This is a genomic window from Bacillus sp. JJ1122, from assembly GCF_036964885.1.
In the GTDB taxonomy this organism is placed as follows: Bacteria; Bacillota; Bacilli; order Bacillales; family Cytobacillaceae; genus Mesobacillus.
The window spans coordinates 354,892-369,007 of the sequence record NZ_JBALQL010000006.1 but is presented as its reverse complement, the minus strand read 5'-3'; the positions used below and the strand labels follow the sequence as shown (position 1 = coordinate 369,007).

At 43.7% G+C, this 14,116-nt stretch carries 14 protein-coding genes; 10 read left to right on the top strand and 4 right to left on the bottom strand.

The genetic code is table 11. The features are described from left to right. Positions 1-11 precede the first annotated feature (11 nt). From V7201_RS05605 to V7201_RS05590, 4 genes are all read left to right on the top strand, one after another. Positions 12-560, top strand: coding sequence for a histidine phosphatase family protein (locus V7201_RS05605; RefSeq protein ID WP_335375795.1), 549 nt, complete (start codon positions 12-14; stop codon positions 558-560). 193 nt (positions 561-753) lie between these two features. Next, positions 754-1,122, top strand: a complete 369-nt coding sequence (locus tag V7201_RS05600) for an ArsR/SmtB family transcription factor (protein ID WP_335375794.1) — start codon at positions 754-756, stop codon at positions 1,120-1,122. Further along, on the top strand, positions 1,115-3,253 hold the full coding sequence (locus V7201_RS05595; protein WP_335375793.1) for a heavy metal translocating P-type ATPase: 2,139 nt from the start codon (positions 1,115-1,117) through the stop codon (positions 3,251-3,253). The genes V7201_RS05600 and V7201_RS05595 overlap by 8 nt, the downstream gene beginning before the upstream one ends. Before the next feature lie 263 nt (positions 3,254-3,516). Then, positions 3,517-4,137: a class I SAM-dependent methyltransferase gene (locus tag V7201_RS05590; protein ID WP_335375792.1), complete on the top strand. Its 621-nt coding sequence runs from the start codon at positions 3,517-3,519 to the stop codon at positions 4,135-4,137. Positions 4,138-4,351: 214 nt separating this feature from the next. Here V7201_RS05590 and namA read toward each other — a convergent pair whose 3' ends face one another. From namA to proC, 3 genes are all read right to left on the bottom strand, one after another. Further along, positions 4,352-5,374 (bottom strand): NADPH dehydrogenase NamA, encoded by a 1,023-nt coding sequence (gene namA, locus V7201_RS05585; RefSeq protein WP_335375791.1) that lies wholly within the window; start codon positions 5,372-5,374, stop codon positions 4,352-4,354. 79 nt (positions 5,375-5,453) lie between these two features. Continuing rightward, positions 5,454-6,599: a glycosyltransferase gene (locus tag V7201_RS05580; RefSeq protein ID WP_335375790.1), complete on the bottom strand. Its 1,146-nt coding sequence runs from the start codon at positions 6,597-6,599 to the stop codon at positions 5,454-5,456. Positions 6,600-6,658: 59 nt separating this feature from the next. Continuing rightward, positions 6,659-7,504 carry a pyrroline-5-carboxylate reductase gene (gene proC / locus V7201_RS05575; RefSeq protein WP_335375789.1) on the bottom strand — a complete coding sequence of 282 codons (846 nt, stop codon included), beginning with the start codon at positions 7,502-7,504 and terminating at the stop codon, positions 6,659-6,661. A 557-nt stretch (positions 7,505-8,061) separates the two neighbouring features. On the opposite strand from proC, the gene V7201_RS05570 reads away from it, so the two are divergent. From V7201_RS05570 to V7201_RS05555, 4 genes are all read left to right on the top strand, one after another. Next, positions 8,062-9,027 carry an MBL fold metallo-hydrolase gene (locus V7201_RS05570; RefSeq protein WP_335375788.1) on the top strand — a complete coding sequence of 322 codons (966 nt, stop codon included), beginning with the start codon at positions 8,062-8,064 and terminating at the stop codon, positions 9,025-9,027. An 11-nt stretch (positions 9,028-9,038) separates the two neighbouring features. Continuing rightward, on the top strand, positions 9,039-9,830 hold the full coding sequence (locus V7201_RS05565) for an SDR family NAD(P)-dependent oxidoreductase (protein ID WP_335375787.1): 792 nt from the start codon (positions 9,039-9,041) through the stop codon (positions 9,828-9,830). Between the two features lie 163 nt (positions 9,831-9,993). Then, on the top strand, positions 9,994-10,515 hold the full coding sequence (locus tag V7201_RS05560; RefSeq protein ID WP_335375786.1) for a sigma-70 family RNA polymerase sigma factor: 522 nt from the start codon (positions 9,994-9,996) through the stop codon (positions 10,513-10,515). Continuing rightward, positions 10,508-11,842, top strand: coding sequence for a DUF4179 domain-containing protein (locus V7201_RS05555; protein ID WP_335375785.1), 1,335 nt, complete (start codon positions 10,508-10,510; stop codon positions 11,840-11,842). The genes V7201_RS05560 and V7201_RS05555 overlap by 8 nt, the downstream gene beginning before the upstream one ends. Positions 11,843-11,874: 32 nt before the next feature. Here V7201_RS05555 and V7201_RS05550 read toward each other — a convergent pair whose 3' ends face one another. Next, positions 11,875-12,066: a YqzH family protein gene (locus tag V7201_RS05550; RefSeq protein ID WP_335375784.1), complete on the bottom strand. Its 192-nt coding sequence runs from the start codon at positions 12,064-12,066 to the stop codon at positions 11,875-11,877. A 238-nt stretch (positions 12,067-12,304) separates the two neighbouring features. Here V7201_RS05550 and V7201_RS05545 point away from each other — a divergent pair, with 238 nt between their 5' ends. Beyond that, entirely contained in the window at positions 12,305-13,564 is a 1,260-nt protein-coding gene (locus V7201_RS05545; protein WP_335375783.1) for a DinB/UmuC family translesion DNA polymerase, read from the top strand. A 25-nt stretch (positions 13,565-13,589) separates the two neighbouring features. Then, positions 13,590-13,928 (top strand): YolD-like family protein, encoded by a 339-nt coding sequence (locus V7201_RS05540; protein ID WP_335375782.1) that lies wholly within the window; start codon positions 13,590-13,592, stop codon positions 13,926-13,928. The last annotated feature ends 188 nt before the right edge of the window (positions 13,929-14,116 follow it).

The following is a 14,116-nucleotide window of genomic DNA, read 5'->3' as shown; positions in this document are numbered from 1 at the left end:
GGGGTGAAATAATGAAAACCGTATATCTCGTCAGGCATGCGAGTGCGGAAGGCCAGCCGATAGATGCTCCTCTGACTGAGCAAGGGAGAAAGCAGGCACTAGCGCTGGTTGAATTTTTTAAGCAAAAGGAGATAGACCTCATTTTCTCGAGCCCGTTCAAAAGGGCAACTGATACGATCAAACCACTTTCTGATTCAAAGAAAATCAATATCATTGAAGACAGCAGGCTGGGAGAAAGAGTCTTGAGTACGGTTAGCTTTGAAGATTGGCGCGATAAGCTAAAGCAAAGTTTTGATGATTTCGATTTAGTGTTCGAAGGTGGAGAATCACATACAGAAGGGATGGAAAGAGCAAAATCATTGATAGAGGACATCCTGTGTTCTAAAGATGATAATATTTTGCTTGTCAGCCATGGCAATATGACCACCTTGCTTATGAGATATTTCAATGAAAGCTTCGGATATGACTGCCTTATTGAAATGACGAATCCAGATGTTTTTGAACTTGGGGTGTCAGATGAAAAGACGATATTAAAGAGGATTTGGGATGACAGGATATAATATAAAAACCGGCTGTTAACATTATTAAGAATTGTGTTTAATTTAAAGATTTGGGCGGGACGAGAAAATAATGTAATCTTAAGAAAATGGAAATCAGGAAAAATTCCTGGTTTTCATTTTTTTGTTTGACAATCAAAAGGTTATTTGAATATCCTATAATCAAATGATTGTTTGAATGAATAGAGGGGTTCTAATGAAGGAACAAGATGTCTGCCAGGTAAATTGCATCGACCGGGAAAAAGTCGACCGCGTGGCTGCGCAGGTGAATGAACAAAATACCTTTGAAGCAGCTAGGATTTTTAAGGCTTTATCAGATGAGACGAGGGTGAAAATTGCATACGCCCTTTATGTTGAAAAAGAACTGTGCGTCTGCGATGTAGCTTCAATTGTAAATGCATCGACCGCGACGGCATCGCATCATTTACGCCTGTTGAAAAATCTCGGCATAGCAAAATATCGTAAAGAAGGAAAGCTGGTTTTTTATTCATTGATCGATGATCATGTTAAACAATTAATCCACATAGCTTTTGAACATCAAAAGGAGATGGAGAACAGTGGTTGAAAGTGCAGAACTACAAGGAGAAAAAACGATTTACCGCGTTCAGGGCTTCACCTGAGCTAGCTGTGCCGGAAAGTTCGAACAGAACGTAAAACACCTGGATGGTGTTTTTGATGCAAAAGTAAATTTTGGTGCCTCCAAATTAACCGTTTATGGCAATGCCTCCATTGCAGAACTCGAAAAGGCAGGAGCGTTTGAGAATTTAAGGCTATATCCAGATAAAGCAGAAATCGTACCTGAAAAGAAGAAACCATTCTGGCAGGAAAACCTCACTGTTCTGATTAGCTTATTATTCATTATTGGTGGGTACTATTTTCAAATAAATGAAGGAGAGGAAAGCCTTCCTGCAATAATTTCATTTTTAGGAGCAATTCTTGTAGGCGGTTATTCACTCTTTAAAACCGGAGTAAAAAATCTATTAAAGTTTGATTTTGACATGAGATCATTAATGACGGTTGCCATCATTGGTGCTGCGATCATTGGGGAGTGGAGCGAAGGTGCAGTTGTTGTCATCCTTTTTGCGATTAGCGAAGTACTTGAGCGGTTTTCAATGGATAAAGCAAGGGCGTCCATTCATTCGCTGATGGATATCGCACCAAAAGAAGCACTCGTTCGAAGGAATGAACGGGAATTCCTGGTGAATGTCAATGAGGTTGAAGTTGGCGACATCATGATCGTAAAACCAGGAGAGAAAATCGCTATGGACGGGGACGTGGTCGCGGGATTTTCAGCCGTCAACCAGGCAGCCATTACAGGAGAATCGGTTCCTGCTGAGAAAAATCCGGGCGATGAGGTTTTTGCAGGAACACTGAATGGAGAAGGCCTGATCGAAGTGAAAATCACTAAATTGGTTGCAGATACAACCATAGCGAAGATCATTCATCTTGTGGAGGAAGCACAGGCAGAAAAGGCACCATCACAGGCATTTGTCGATCGTTTCGCCAAGTATTATACCCCGGTCATTATTCTGGTCGCGTTCTTGGTAGCCATATTTCCTCCGCTGTTATTTGGCGCTGATTGGAGCGATTGGATTTATCAAGGGCTGGCCGTGCTAGTTGTTGGCTGTCCATGTGCACTTGTAATTTCCACCCCAGTTTCGATCGTAACCGCTATTGGCAATGCAGCGAAAAATGGCGTTCTTATCAAAGGCGGAGTCTATCTCGAAGAAATGGGCATGCTCAGGGCCATTGCTTTTGATAAAACTGGAACATTAACAAAAGGAGTACCTGCCGTTACGGACTATAAGCTGCTGTCTTCATATGACCGTAATGAATTATTATCAGTAATTGCAGCACTTGAGAACAAATCAGAGCACCCGCTAGCTGCTTCTATTGTCCGCAAGGCAGAAAGTGACCGCATCATTTTCAAGGATACAGTCATTGATGAATTTACTTCGGTCACTGGCAAAGGAATAAAAGGGACAGTAAATCGCGTAACTTATTATATCGGCAGCCCTAAATATCTTGATGGAATAATAAGCACTGGAATTCCATCAAATATTATCGCAGAAATTTCCCTGCTGCAGGATGAAGGGAAGACAGTCATGGCTGTTGGGACGGCTTCTGAAATGCTTGCCATAATAGCCGTAGCGGATGAGGTAAGAGAATCAAGCAGGGAAGTCATTTCCCGCCTTCACGAACTGGGCATTGAAAAAACGATCATGCTTACTGGAGACAATAGTGGAACCGCTAAAGCGATTGGCAGGGAAGCAGGAGTTTCAGAAATAGAATCAGAGCTTCTCCCTGAAGATAAGCTGTCATTCATCAAGGAATTGCAAAACAAACACAGCAAAGTGGCAATGGTAGGCGATGGAATCAATGATGCACCTGCACTTGCCGCAGCGACTATTGGTGTCGCAATGGGCGGGGCGGGGACAGATACAGCGCTGGAAACAGCCGATATCGCATTAATGGCAGATGATTTGAAGAAACTGCCATTTACAATAAAACTAAGCCGTAAAACACTGAGGATTATTAAACAGAACATCACCTTCGCAATTGGTGTTAAATTGCTCGCATTGCTGCTCGTCATTCCAGGCTGGCTCACCTTATGGATTGCGATTTTTGCGGATATGGGAGCGACGCTCATCGTTACACTGAACGGGTTAAGGCTTTTGAAGGTGAAAGATAAATAAACCAAGAGGCCATATAGGCGACCATTTTTTCCGAATTCAATTGATTTAAGTAGCCAAGAAGCTTTATAGGCGACCATTCTTTCCGAATTCGGTTCATTTAGGTAACCAAGAATCTTTATGGTTACCGCTTTTACCAATTTCTGTTCCTTCAGGTAATCAAGAGGCGTTTCAAATAAAAGAACCATGTTCGTGTCGTTATGGTAATCAATCTTCCATGTTTATACTCCATGACTATTAAGAGAAAACTGGAGCTGATGGATGCAATGAATAATTCATGGAACGCAATCATCTATAAAGGATGGGCCCCAATCTATGATTGGATTTTCGATGCGGGTCCATTTACACGAGCAAGGGAAAAAATTTTTACTGATATACAGTTCCAGCCAGGTGACAGGATTCTTTTTGTCGGGGTTGGGACAGGTGCTGATATTGATAGGCTGCCAGATAAAAAACTCAGCGTTACAGCGATAGATTATTCAGAAGATATGCTTCAGAAAGCAAGGCGGAAATTTGCGGATTCAGACATTCAGTTTATGAAGATGGATGCTCAACAGTTAGATTTCCCATCCGAGAGTTTTGATTATGTAGTTGGCAGTTTAATCTTGTCGGTCGTCCCCGACAGCAACAGAGCCTTTGATGAGATGACAAGAGTGTGCCGTATAAATGGCACGATCTTAATCTTCGATAAGTTCGCAGAACCAGGTAAAGGCTTATCACGCTCAAAAAAATTATTAAGGAATTTGATCAAGGTGCTGGGGACAGACATCGGTGTTTCTTTTGAAGCACTTTATCAGCGTAAAAGATCAGCACTTACGCTGTTATCCGATGATGGCATTATGTTTGGCGGCATGTACCGCAAAATTACCCTTAAAAAAGTTCCATAAGAGGATGGTCCAGCCGTGCAATGAGTTGCAGCTGGGCTTTTACAATTTTTTAAAAAGTACGTGTAAAAAAGCAGATTCCTGCTTATTCAGAAAACTTTCGTCTCTAAGTCTTATGAAGTCACCATTCTACCATCGAACATTGTATTTTTCCTCTCAACTTTTTTCCTGATGAATAAGTAAAGCCGGCATTTTGAATGCCGGCTTTATAAGAGTATTAAAATAACCAGCCACGGCTGTATTGCTTAGGCGGTTCGATGCTTGTTCCGAGTTCTTTTGCTGCTGTGCGCGGCCAATAAGGGTCGCGGAGCAATTCGCGTGCAATGAAAATTATATCGGCACGGTCATTCTGGAGAATTTCTTCTGCCTGTATTCCAGTCGTAATCAAACCTACGGCTCCAGTTGCCACGTTTGCGCCATGCTTGATCTTTTCAGCAAATTGGACCTGATAGCCTGGATAAACTTTAATTCTCGCGGGAACAACCGCTCCTGAGCTGACGTCGATTAAATCAATGCCTAAATCTTTCATCCATTCGCCCATTTTTACATAGTCTTCAACTGTCAGCCCATCTTCATGGTAATCACAAGCTGAAACTCTGACAAACAATGGTCCATCCCATATAGTCGTAACCGCTTCAAGTACTTCCTGCAAAAAGCGGAACCGATTCTCCGATGAACCGCCATATTCATCTTCTCGTTTATTAGTAAGCGGTGAAAGGAATTGATTAATTAAATAGCCATGGGCAGCGTGGATTTCAATCACATCAAAGCCAGCACTTTTTGCCCTTTCAACAGCAAGTTTGAAGGCCTCGACTGTTTCTTTGATTTCTTCAACGGTCATTGCTTTTGGTTCTTTGTAATTTTCGTCAAACGCCAGAGCAGTTGGTGCAATGATTTCGTCACGCAGGGCGGCTTTTCTGCCAGCGTGAGCTAGCTGGATGCCAGCTGCAGCACCATTCTGCTTAATCTGTTTAGTCAATTTTGTAAGCCCTGGAACATGTTCATCGCTCCAAATGCCTAAATCCTGATGGGAAATACGCCCTTGTGGCGTTACAGCAGTTGCTTCAAGAATGATTAAGCCGACTTGTCCAATGGCTCTGCTCGTATAGTGAGTGACATGCCAATCAGTAACGATGCCATCTTCCTTTTCACATGAGTACATGCACATCGGAGCCATGACAATTCGGTTCTTAAGGGTGAGCCCTTTCATTTCATATGGTGAAAATAATTTCGTTTCCAAACAAGAAGCCTCCTTTATTTCGTAATGCAAAATATATTTTCAGTATAACAGTGCTCTATCCAGAAAGGAAAAAATGTACTCACAGATCATTTTTTTTTCGGAGCTCATTAAGCGTATATTTCGTTCCGCGCCAGATGATACCGCCTCTTTTGAAGGTTAAATAGCTTGCCCTTATGATGGAAAAAATAAAGAGCAGCGCCGTAAAAGGAAGGGCAAAGAACAGGAAGGGTGAAAAACGGGTCATTTTTTTCGTGACCATCGTATACAAACTTGCCAGGAAAATAAGATTGATGGCACTCAGCATGGCAATGGCCTTGGTATTAGAAAAAATCGTAAAGAACGGAACAACCTGTGAAACAAAGACCCCGAAAATAGAAAATAGCACCATACTGATCCGATAATGCAGTCCCGCAAACGTATTTTTCTCCAGTCCTGCCAGGGCTTCTTTTAAGTTTGGGTACCATTCTACCTCAATTAGTTTCAGGGCCGTCACCATCCGCTGTTTAAGCCCTGCTTCTTTTACCTTCCTGCCGAGCTGCAAATCATCATCTGGCCGCATCTTGATTTGCTCATGTGTCCCAATTTTTTTATATGCATCGATTGTGACCATATTGAACGCCCCAATCCCGATTCCTGTTTTGGATTTCGGATTATTGGCGAGCCAGGGTCTCTTATAATATGAAAATCCAAATAAAAAGAAGGCCACAAACGCTTTCAGCCAAAACGGTTTTGCACTTAAATCTGGCGCGGCAGTCATATGGTCCAGCTCATGTGCTTCAAAATAGCCAACAGCTTTTGCGAAAGCCCCCGGGCTGTACATGACATCAGCATCCGTAAATAAAATTCGGCTGCCAGATGCCTGCTGATATCCTTCAAATAGGGCATGGTTTTTACCAAGCCAGCCCTCAGGCAAAGAGGTAAGATGGATCACCTTGACTCTTGAATCTATTTCTTTGAGTTCATCCATCATGCTGCCTGTTTTATCATCAGAACGGTCATTGACCAAAATCCATTCCACATTTTGATATGTTTGCACGAGCTGGCTTTGAACGCTGAGTTGAATATGTTTTTCTTCATTCCGGGCTGCTACGATGACGCTTAACAGCGCGCCAGTTTCAATATCTCTTGCTTTTTCCAGTGAGTCAAGCTTGCTGAAACCGATGGCCGCGTCTATTGTCGCTGCAATCCAGATGATGAGTGTCAGAGTAAGTAAAATCAAAAGCATTGCTATCCATCCCTCGTGTTTTTCTCCATTGTAGAGAAAAGGAGGGATAGATTGCAATTTTAGAAGCGGCGGTTTGCGGATGCAAGCTCACTTCCGAGCAAGCTGCCAAGTTTTCTTGATTGGGCAGTAGCTTCCTTTATGCATGAAATAAAAGCAGATTGTACCCCATGCTTTTCGAGTACGCTGATTCCTGCTTCGGTTGTACCGCCAGGACTTGTAACCTCAAAGCGCAGCTGTGATGGCTCTTTATCCGATTTTGTCAGCATTTCAGCTGCCCCAAGCAATGTCTGGATGATGAGCTGTTTGGCTGTCTGTTTTTCAAGTCCGATCTCTGCGGCGCTTTTTTCCATCGCTTCGACAAGATAATAAATATAGGCAGGACCACTGCCTGAAAGTCCGGTAACAGCATCAAGTTGGGATTCCTCAACAATCGCAGTCAGCCCAATCGTATTGAAAAGCTCTTTTACACGCCACTTTTGTTCATCAGTCACATTCTCATTCACTGCCAATGCAGTCGCTGATTTTCCTATCGCAGCTGATGTGTTAGGCATCACCCGTGCTACTGCGAGTGATGCCCCAGCAGCAGCCTCGATTGCCGCAATTGATACACCCGCCAGAACGGAAATGACCAGCATCCCATCTCTCAGGTATGATTTAATTTCCTCGATTGCCGAGGCGGCGTCCTTTGGCTTCATCGCCAGCACAACTGTATCAGCATCAGAGAAAAGCTCATCATAGTTATACGTCGTCCTTACCCCATATCTCTGTTCCAGCGTTTGGAGTCTGTGTGTATCCTGCTTATTCGTTAACCACATATGCTCTCCCGGGAGAAGCCTGCTTGCTCCTATACCGGAAATCATCGCTTCTGCCATTGAACCTGCCCCAACAAAAACAAGCTTCTTCATCAAGATCGCCTCCAATATTTTTCAAGCTTTTTTTACAGCCTCATTGCTACTGGGTATTTTCAGCTGTAAAAATAAAAAGGCCCTTCGTCCATAAAAGGACGAAAGGCCATGCTTCCGTGGTACCACCTTCATTCACTTTTCCGGCCAGTGCCAAAAAAATGCAGCTCACAATCCGTTAACGCCGGTATACGTCCAGGTTTGCCTGGCAGCTCGCAAGGTAGGGTTCAACAGGAAGAGGGCGGCGAAGCCTTTCAGCCGGTGGACTCCACTCTCTTTTGCCATTCCTGTTTACTCGTCTTGCTCAAGTGCTTTTTAAAGTCATGAAATTTAATAGTGATTATGCAAGATGGACAACCCTAATGTCAAGAGGGAATTGTTTAATTTTTAGTTTTTTCTGAAAATATTATGTGTAAATAATGACAATTGGCAGCTTTAAAGGTAAACTTATTTTTATATTGAAAAAATGCTGTGTCTTATAAATATGACTTCTTACATACTAATTTTTATATAAACAGGTTGTTTACCTTATATAAATATAATTTTTGAGGTGAAATGAAATGGCAGAATGGAAAGATGGAATTGCTAAGCTGACGTTGCCGACTCCTTTTCCAGTCGGTGACGTAAATGCTTACCTAATAAAAGGAGACAGGTTGACGCTTGTCGATGCTGGTACAAAAACCCCCGATGCCTGGGAGTCCTTTAAGTCCCAGCTGGCAGAGCTTAAGCTAACTCCTGAGGATATCGAGCAGGTCATCCTCACACACGATCACCCTGATCATGTAGGCTTGCTTGACTACTTGCCATCTGAACTTGAAGTATACGGCCACCCGCTTAATGAAAGATGGATCAACAGGACTCCTGAGTTTGAAAGTGTACATAAGAAATTTTATGAAAAGCTTTTTGCTCAATTTGGAATTCCTGATCAATATTTTCTGTCATCCCTTAAAGTCATGAAAAAGACTTTGGTGTTTTCATGTGACCGGTCGTTAACGGGGACAGTAAGGGAGGGCGACGTTCCATCTGCTCTCCCGGGATGGCGAGTAATTGAAACCCCTGGACATGCACAGAGCCATATTGTCCTTTTGCGTGAGAAGGACGGGGTCATGATTGCCGGAGATACCATCCTTGCAGGCATTTCGCCAAACCCCTTGCTTGAGCCGCCTCTGCCAGGCGAATCAGAGCGTCCCAAGCCGCTCGTGCAATATAATGCTTCACTTAAAAAACTGTTGAAGTACCCGATAGGACTTGTATACACTGGACATGGAGCGGAGATAACGGAATTGCATGGACTAATTGAAAAAAGGATTGCCAGGCAGCATGACAGGGCAATGCAGGTAAGGAAAATGCTTGAAGGCAAGGAACTTACCGTCTTTGAAATATGCAAGCTTTTATTTCCATCAGTCTACGAGCGTGAGTTGAATTTGACCATTTCCGAAACAGTTGGTCAGCTTGATTATTTACAATCCCTTGAGGCAATTTCAGTCAGGGAAGAAGGAACAGCCTTCGTTTACACAGCCAAATGAGGTGAATTTTTGTGTCATCGTTAATAGGAAAAAATATTATCATTACTGGCGCTTCAGGGGGAATCGGTGCCGAGATTGCCAGGCTTTGTGCCCAACGGGGAGCGAATCTGGTACTCCTTGCGAGAGGTATTGGAAAATTAGAGTTAATGAAAAAAGAATTAGAATCAACACACTCAGTCAAAGTATATATCCACCAATTGGATGTGTCGGATCCCGACGCCATCCGGTCAGTGTTCACTAAGGTCCTTGGCGAATTAGGCCACGTGGACATTTTGGTCAATAATGCTGGTTTCGGGATTTTTGACCTCGCACACGAAGCAAAAGTCGAGGAAATTAAATCGATGTTTGATGTGAATGTCATCGGCCTGATGGCCTGTACCTCCATGGTGCTTCCAGGGATGAAGGAGCGGCGCAGCGGCCATATTATCAACATCGCTTCTCAGGCCGGCAAGATCGCCACGCCAAAATCAAGTGTCTATTCGGCAACGAAACATGCTGTTCTAGGTTATACGAACAGCCTGCGCATGGAGCTGGCCGATGACAATGTGTATGTGACTTCTGTCAATCCAGGGCCAATTGAAACGAATTTCTTTAATATTGCCGATAAGCAGGGTACGTATGTCAAGAATGTTAAAGCCTTTATGCTTAAGCCTGACTATGTAGCAAAACAGGTCGTCGACCGGATGCTGACAAAGACCAGGGAAATCAATCTCCCGCGCTGGATGAATGCTGGCAGCGTTTTTTATGCGCTTTTTCCACGCGCCTTTGAGCGCATTGGCAGGAAGGCCTTCAATAAAAAATAGCAACCTTTCGAAACCGCCGCAACTTGTTTGGCGGTTTTTATTTTGAGCATACGCCCTGCCATTTTGAAATCTACTCGAGAATTTTAAAGTTTTTTCGAAAATGTTAAAACTTTTTTCAAGCTTCCAGGTCTAATAGTTAGATACAAAGTTAGGGGGAGACACTTTGGAGCTTCAAGAATTGGTCGTCAGGGCGAAAAAAGGCGATGAATCGGCATTTTACGAGCTGATGCAGCTTCATAAAATCCGACTTTACCGGATTGCCCTGAGTTACCTAAGAAATAGCGAAGACGCGGTTGAGGCATTGCAGGAGGTCACATACAGAGCGTTCCGGTCCATCCGAGAGGTAAAGGAGCCGCAGTATTTTACAACCTGGCTTACGAGGATCCTGTTAAACTACTGCAATGATGAGTTGAAGAAGCGGAAACGTATACTCGTTAGCGATGACCTTATCAGCTTGATGGGGGCAGAACATCAGTCCAATTGGCTGGAGGTTGAAGAAGTCATAAGCAAGCTGGAGCCGAAAACGAGGCAGGTCATCGAATTGAAGTATGTGCATGATTTTAAAATCAAAGAAATTGCCGATATACTTGAATGTCCAGAAGGCACTGTGAAGACATGGCTTAATAAAGGACTGAAGGACCTTCGCGGGCAGCTGGGAGAGAAAGGGGAATTGGGCTATGCTTAATGCAGAAGAAAATAAGTTAACCAGGGCACAGGCTGCTCTCGAAAATATCGACATTCCTGAAATCCAGCTGGACCAGGCGATTTCAGCGGGAATAACCAAAGGGAAAAGAAAGCAAAAGAAAAATTTGCTGATAATGAGGACGTTAGCCTCTGCCGCCATTCTGATTTTTGCTTTTACAGCCATGCTAAGGACATCAGAAACCTTCGCTTCCTATGTCACTTCGATTCCCGGCATGGAGAGAATTGTGGAGTTAGTGCGTTTTGATAAAGGCTTAACGGCGGCAATACAAAATGACTTTGCCCAGAAAATTGGCGTGTCAGATGAACATGATGGACTGAAAATCACATTGGATTCAGCGATTGTCGATGAGCAGATGATGGTGCTGTTTTATAAGATTGATTCCTCTGCGGGTCACAAAGAGATTGCGATTGATAAGATCCAGCTTACCGATGACAAAGGAAAGGAATTGGAATTAAGCTCCTCTTTCTTTGTGGGACCTATTGATTTACAGAAAGAAGGGGAGACTGTTCAGGAAATGACCTATTACTTTTATGGAAAGGTCGCTCCAGAAAATATGAAGTTGAGCTTCCAGCTTGCTGAAGGAAGGTCTGAAAATGGAGAGCCGCTTAATAAATATGCTGATACATGGGTTATTCCTTTCTCAATTGATAAGGAGGCCTACAAGAATAAGAGAGAAATCATTACGGTAAATGAAACGGTCAGCTTTGAAGGCCAGAAGGTGACAGTTGAAAAGGTATCCATTTATCCAACGAGGATTGGTGTCACTGTTCATTTTGATGAAAAAAACACTAAGCGGATTTTCGCGATCGAAGACCTTCGTATCGTTGATGAAAGCGGCGAGGAATGGGCAACCATCGCCAATGGAATCAGTGCTTCCCATATTAGTGCTGATAAGCAGGAGATCTATCTTCAGAGCAACTTCTTTAAAAATCCAAAAGAACTTTATTTGAAATTCAGTTCAATAAGGGCGCTCGATAAGGACGAACTGACAGTTGTTGTCGACCCTGATCAGCGGAAGATTATCGAAAGACCACGCGACGGTCGTCTTCTGCGAGTGGAAAGGGAAGGCGAGGATCTGAAATTCACCTATCTTGGAGACCGGGGAGCACCCTTTCAACACGCGGTTGACTCAGAAGGAAAGCAAATTGGCAGCGGAAGATTATCAGTTTTGACTTCTGAGGGGGTCCGAGAGCAGCAAATACTGATTCCTTATTTCGGAGAAAACCCTGCCCCCGGGCTGATCACTTTGCAAATAACCGATTATTCAACGAAGGTTAAAGGTGATGCCAATATTAAAGTAAAATAATTTTCTGGCTGTCCCTCATTGGGGCAGCCTTTTTATGTAGCCAAAAATTCATAAACTGCATCATTGATGATATCATGCAAGTCTGCTTCAGGTTCCTGGTTTTTCTGTTCGGAAATCTTCGTATATATTTCTTCGAATTCCGCTTCGTCAAATGGCAGTGATTCATCATGCCGATACTGTACGAAGCATTTTTGAACCATTTTGCGTAGGAGTTTCTTATCCATAAAAAATAGCACCTCTCACCAGATTATAACTCCAACTAGCGAAGGAAAATAGCCTTCAGTAAAAATACCCAACCATGGAATGTCGCACCATTTAAACCTTAATTAAGTCATTACGCCGGAAATTCCCCATTGAAACCGAACGCATATTCGCTTAATATTATGGGTATAATAAAACAGAACAAATGTTCCTTTCGTTGGAAACGAAACATAAACTAAGCAGAAAGGAGAGATACAGAAAATGGTCGATTACAGCGAAATGCCACAAAACAAAATTCTTTGTGTTGATATGAAAAGCTTCTATGCCAGTTGTTCCGCGGTAATGCTCGACCTTGATCCTCTTGAATGCTATCTGGCTGTAGTCGGGAACCTCGACCGGCCGGGAAGCGTTGTCCTGGCAGCCTCGCCCCGTTTGAAAAAGGACTTTGGCATTAAAACCGGGTCGCGAAAGTTTGAAATTCCCAATGATCCGAGAATTATTGTCGTTGATCCCCAAATGTCAACGTACCTGAGAATTTCCACTGAAATCTCCCGTGTATTCAATCGCTACGTCCCAAAGGAAGCGATCCATACCTACAGTGTCGACGAAAGCTTTATAAAAGTAGATGGTGCTTCAAAGCTTTGGGGAGACGCTGCCTCAATAGCAAAAAAAATCAAAGATGATATCGAGCGCGAGTTCCAGCTCCCATGCGCAATCGGGATTGGACCAAACATGCTGATGTCAAAATTATGCCTTGACCTTGACGCGAAGAAGAAGGGAATTGCCGAGTGGACATATGAAGACGTACAGACAAAGCTGTGGAATGTTTCACCGCTTCGCGAAATGTGGGGAATAGGGCGCCGTGTCGAAAAAACGCTGAATGGCATGGGGATTTTCACAGTTGGCCAGCTTGCCCGTTATGATCTTGAAAAATTGGAAAAAAAATTCGGAGTCATGGGCAACCAGCTTTACTGGCATGCCTGGGGAATTGATTTTTCGGATATCGGTGCCCCAATCATGGAAGGGCAGGTCAGCTTTGGAAAAAGCCAGATTTTGCTTCGGGATTATAAAGAGGAAGAGGAAATCAAGCATGTCATCCTTGAAATGTGCGAGGAAGTGGCACGCCGGGCGAGGAACCATAGGAAAGCAGGGAGGACAATCAGCTTTGGGATTGGCTACAGCCAGGATGAATTCGGCGGAGGCTTCCACCGTTCAAGGACGATAGAAGAACCTACAAATGTCACGATGGAACTGTATCGTGTCTGCCTTGAATTATTTGCTGAGAACTATACAGGAAAAACGGTGCGCAGCATTGCGATTTCACTTGGAAACCTCGTTGTTGACAGCGAATTTCAATTGAGCTTATTTGAGAAGAACGGATGGAAGAAGAAGGAGCTTGGCTATGTGATGGACCGGATTCGCAGCCGGTATGGATCGGCAGCTTTGCTTAGGGCTGTCTCTTATACAGCTGCTGGCACAGCAAGACATCGTGCTGCGCTTGTGGGAGGCCATAAAGGCTAATAGGTGATAGGGAGGAGGAGATTGCATGATTCGTGACCGCGGAAGAATTAAATGGACTTCGATGATGCTTCCAGAACACGTAAAACTGTTGCGGGACTGGGCACAGGAGGACCAATATGAAAAAGAAAAACAGCTGGATGAACACCAGCTTGAACAATTGAATGAAACCATCCTCGAAGCGATGGAATATAACCGTCCGGTCAGCATCACCTATTATCGTCAGAAGAAGTATGAACTGGTAATCGGGAAAATCCATTACTGGAATGAACTCGGACAGAAGCTTCATATCGTGGACAAATTCGAAGAAATCCATCGCATCCCGCTTTCAGCCATTGCCGATGTCCGGCGTGCGGATGAATGGTGACCAAGAGAGGATTCGCTCCATAAGAAAAGCGTAAGCGCCTTGNNTTTGACTTCATTGGGCGGACCGAAACCGAAATGTGTAACCGACTGCCCAGAAACGCAGAAACTGGAGACTCCGACAAAGAAGCGCTTTTTGCTTCTGCCGGCGGAGTTGAAGTTTCGGAGTTTCTAGGAGGCGAAACTAGACAA

What these genes read in the sequence shown, in the direction of transcription:
- V7201_RS05605 (WP_335375795.1), top strand. Translation starts at nt 12, where the DNA reads ATGAAAACCGTATATCTCGTCAGGCATGCGAGTGCGGAAGGCCAGCCG.
- V7201_RS05590 (WP_335375792.1), top strand. Translation starts at nt 3,517, where the DNA reads ATGAATAATTCATGGAACGCAATCATCTATAAAGGATGGGCCCCAATC.
- V7201_RS05570 (WP_335375788.1), top strand. Translation starts at nt 8,062, where the DNA reads ATGGCAGAATGGAAAGATGGAATTGCTAAGCTGACGTTGCCGACTCCT.
- proC (WP_335375789.1), bottom strand. Translation starts at nt 7,504, where the DNA reads ATGAAGAAGCTTGTTTTTGTTGGGGCAGGTTCAATGGCAGAAGCGATG.
- V7201_RS05600 (WP_335375794.1), top strand. Translation starts at nt 754, where the DNA reads ATGAAGGAACAAGATGTCTGCCAGGTAAATTGCATCGACCGGGAAAAA.
- V7201_RS05555 (WP_335375785.1), top strand. Translation starts at nt 10,508, where the DNA reads ATGCTTAATGCAGAAGAAAATAAGTTAACCAGGGCACAGGCTGCTCTC.
- V7201_RS05540 (WP_335375782.1), top strand. Translation starts at nt 13,590, where the DNA reads ATGATTCGTGACCGCGGAAGAATTAAATGGACTTCGATGATGCTTCCA.
- V7201_RS05580 (WP_335375790.1), bottom strand. Translation starts at nt 6,599, where the DNA reads ATGCTTTTGATTTTACTTACTCTGACACTCATCATCTGGATTGCAGCG.
- V7201_RS05550 (WP_335375784.1), bottom strand. Translation starts at nt 12,066, where the DNA reads ATGGATAAGAAACTCCTACGCAAAATGGTTCAAAAATGCTTCGTACAG.
- V7201_RS05545 (WP_335375783.1), top strand. Translation starts at nt 12,305, where the DNA reads ATGGTCGATTACAGCGAAATGCCACAAAACAAAATTCTTTGTGTTGAT.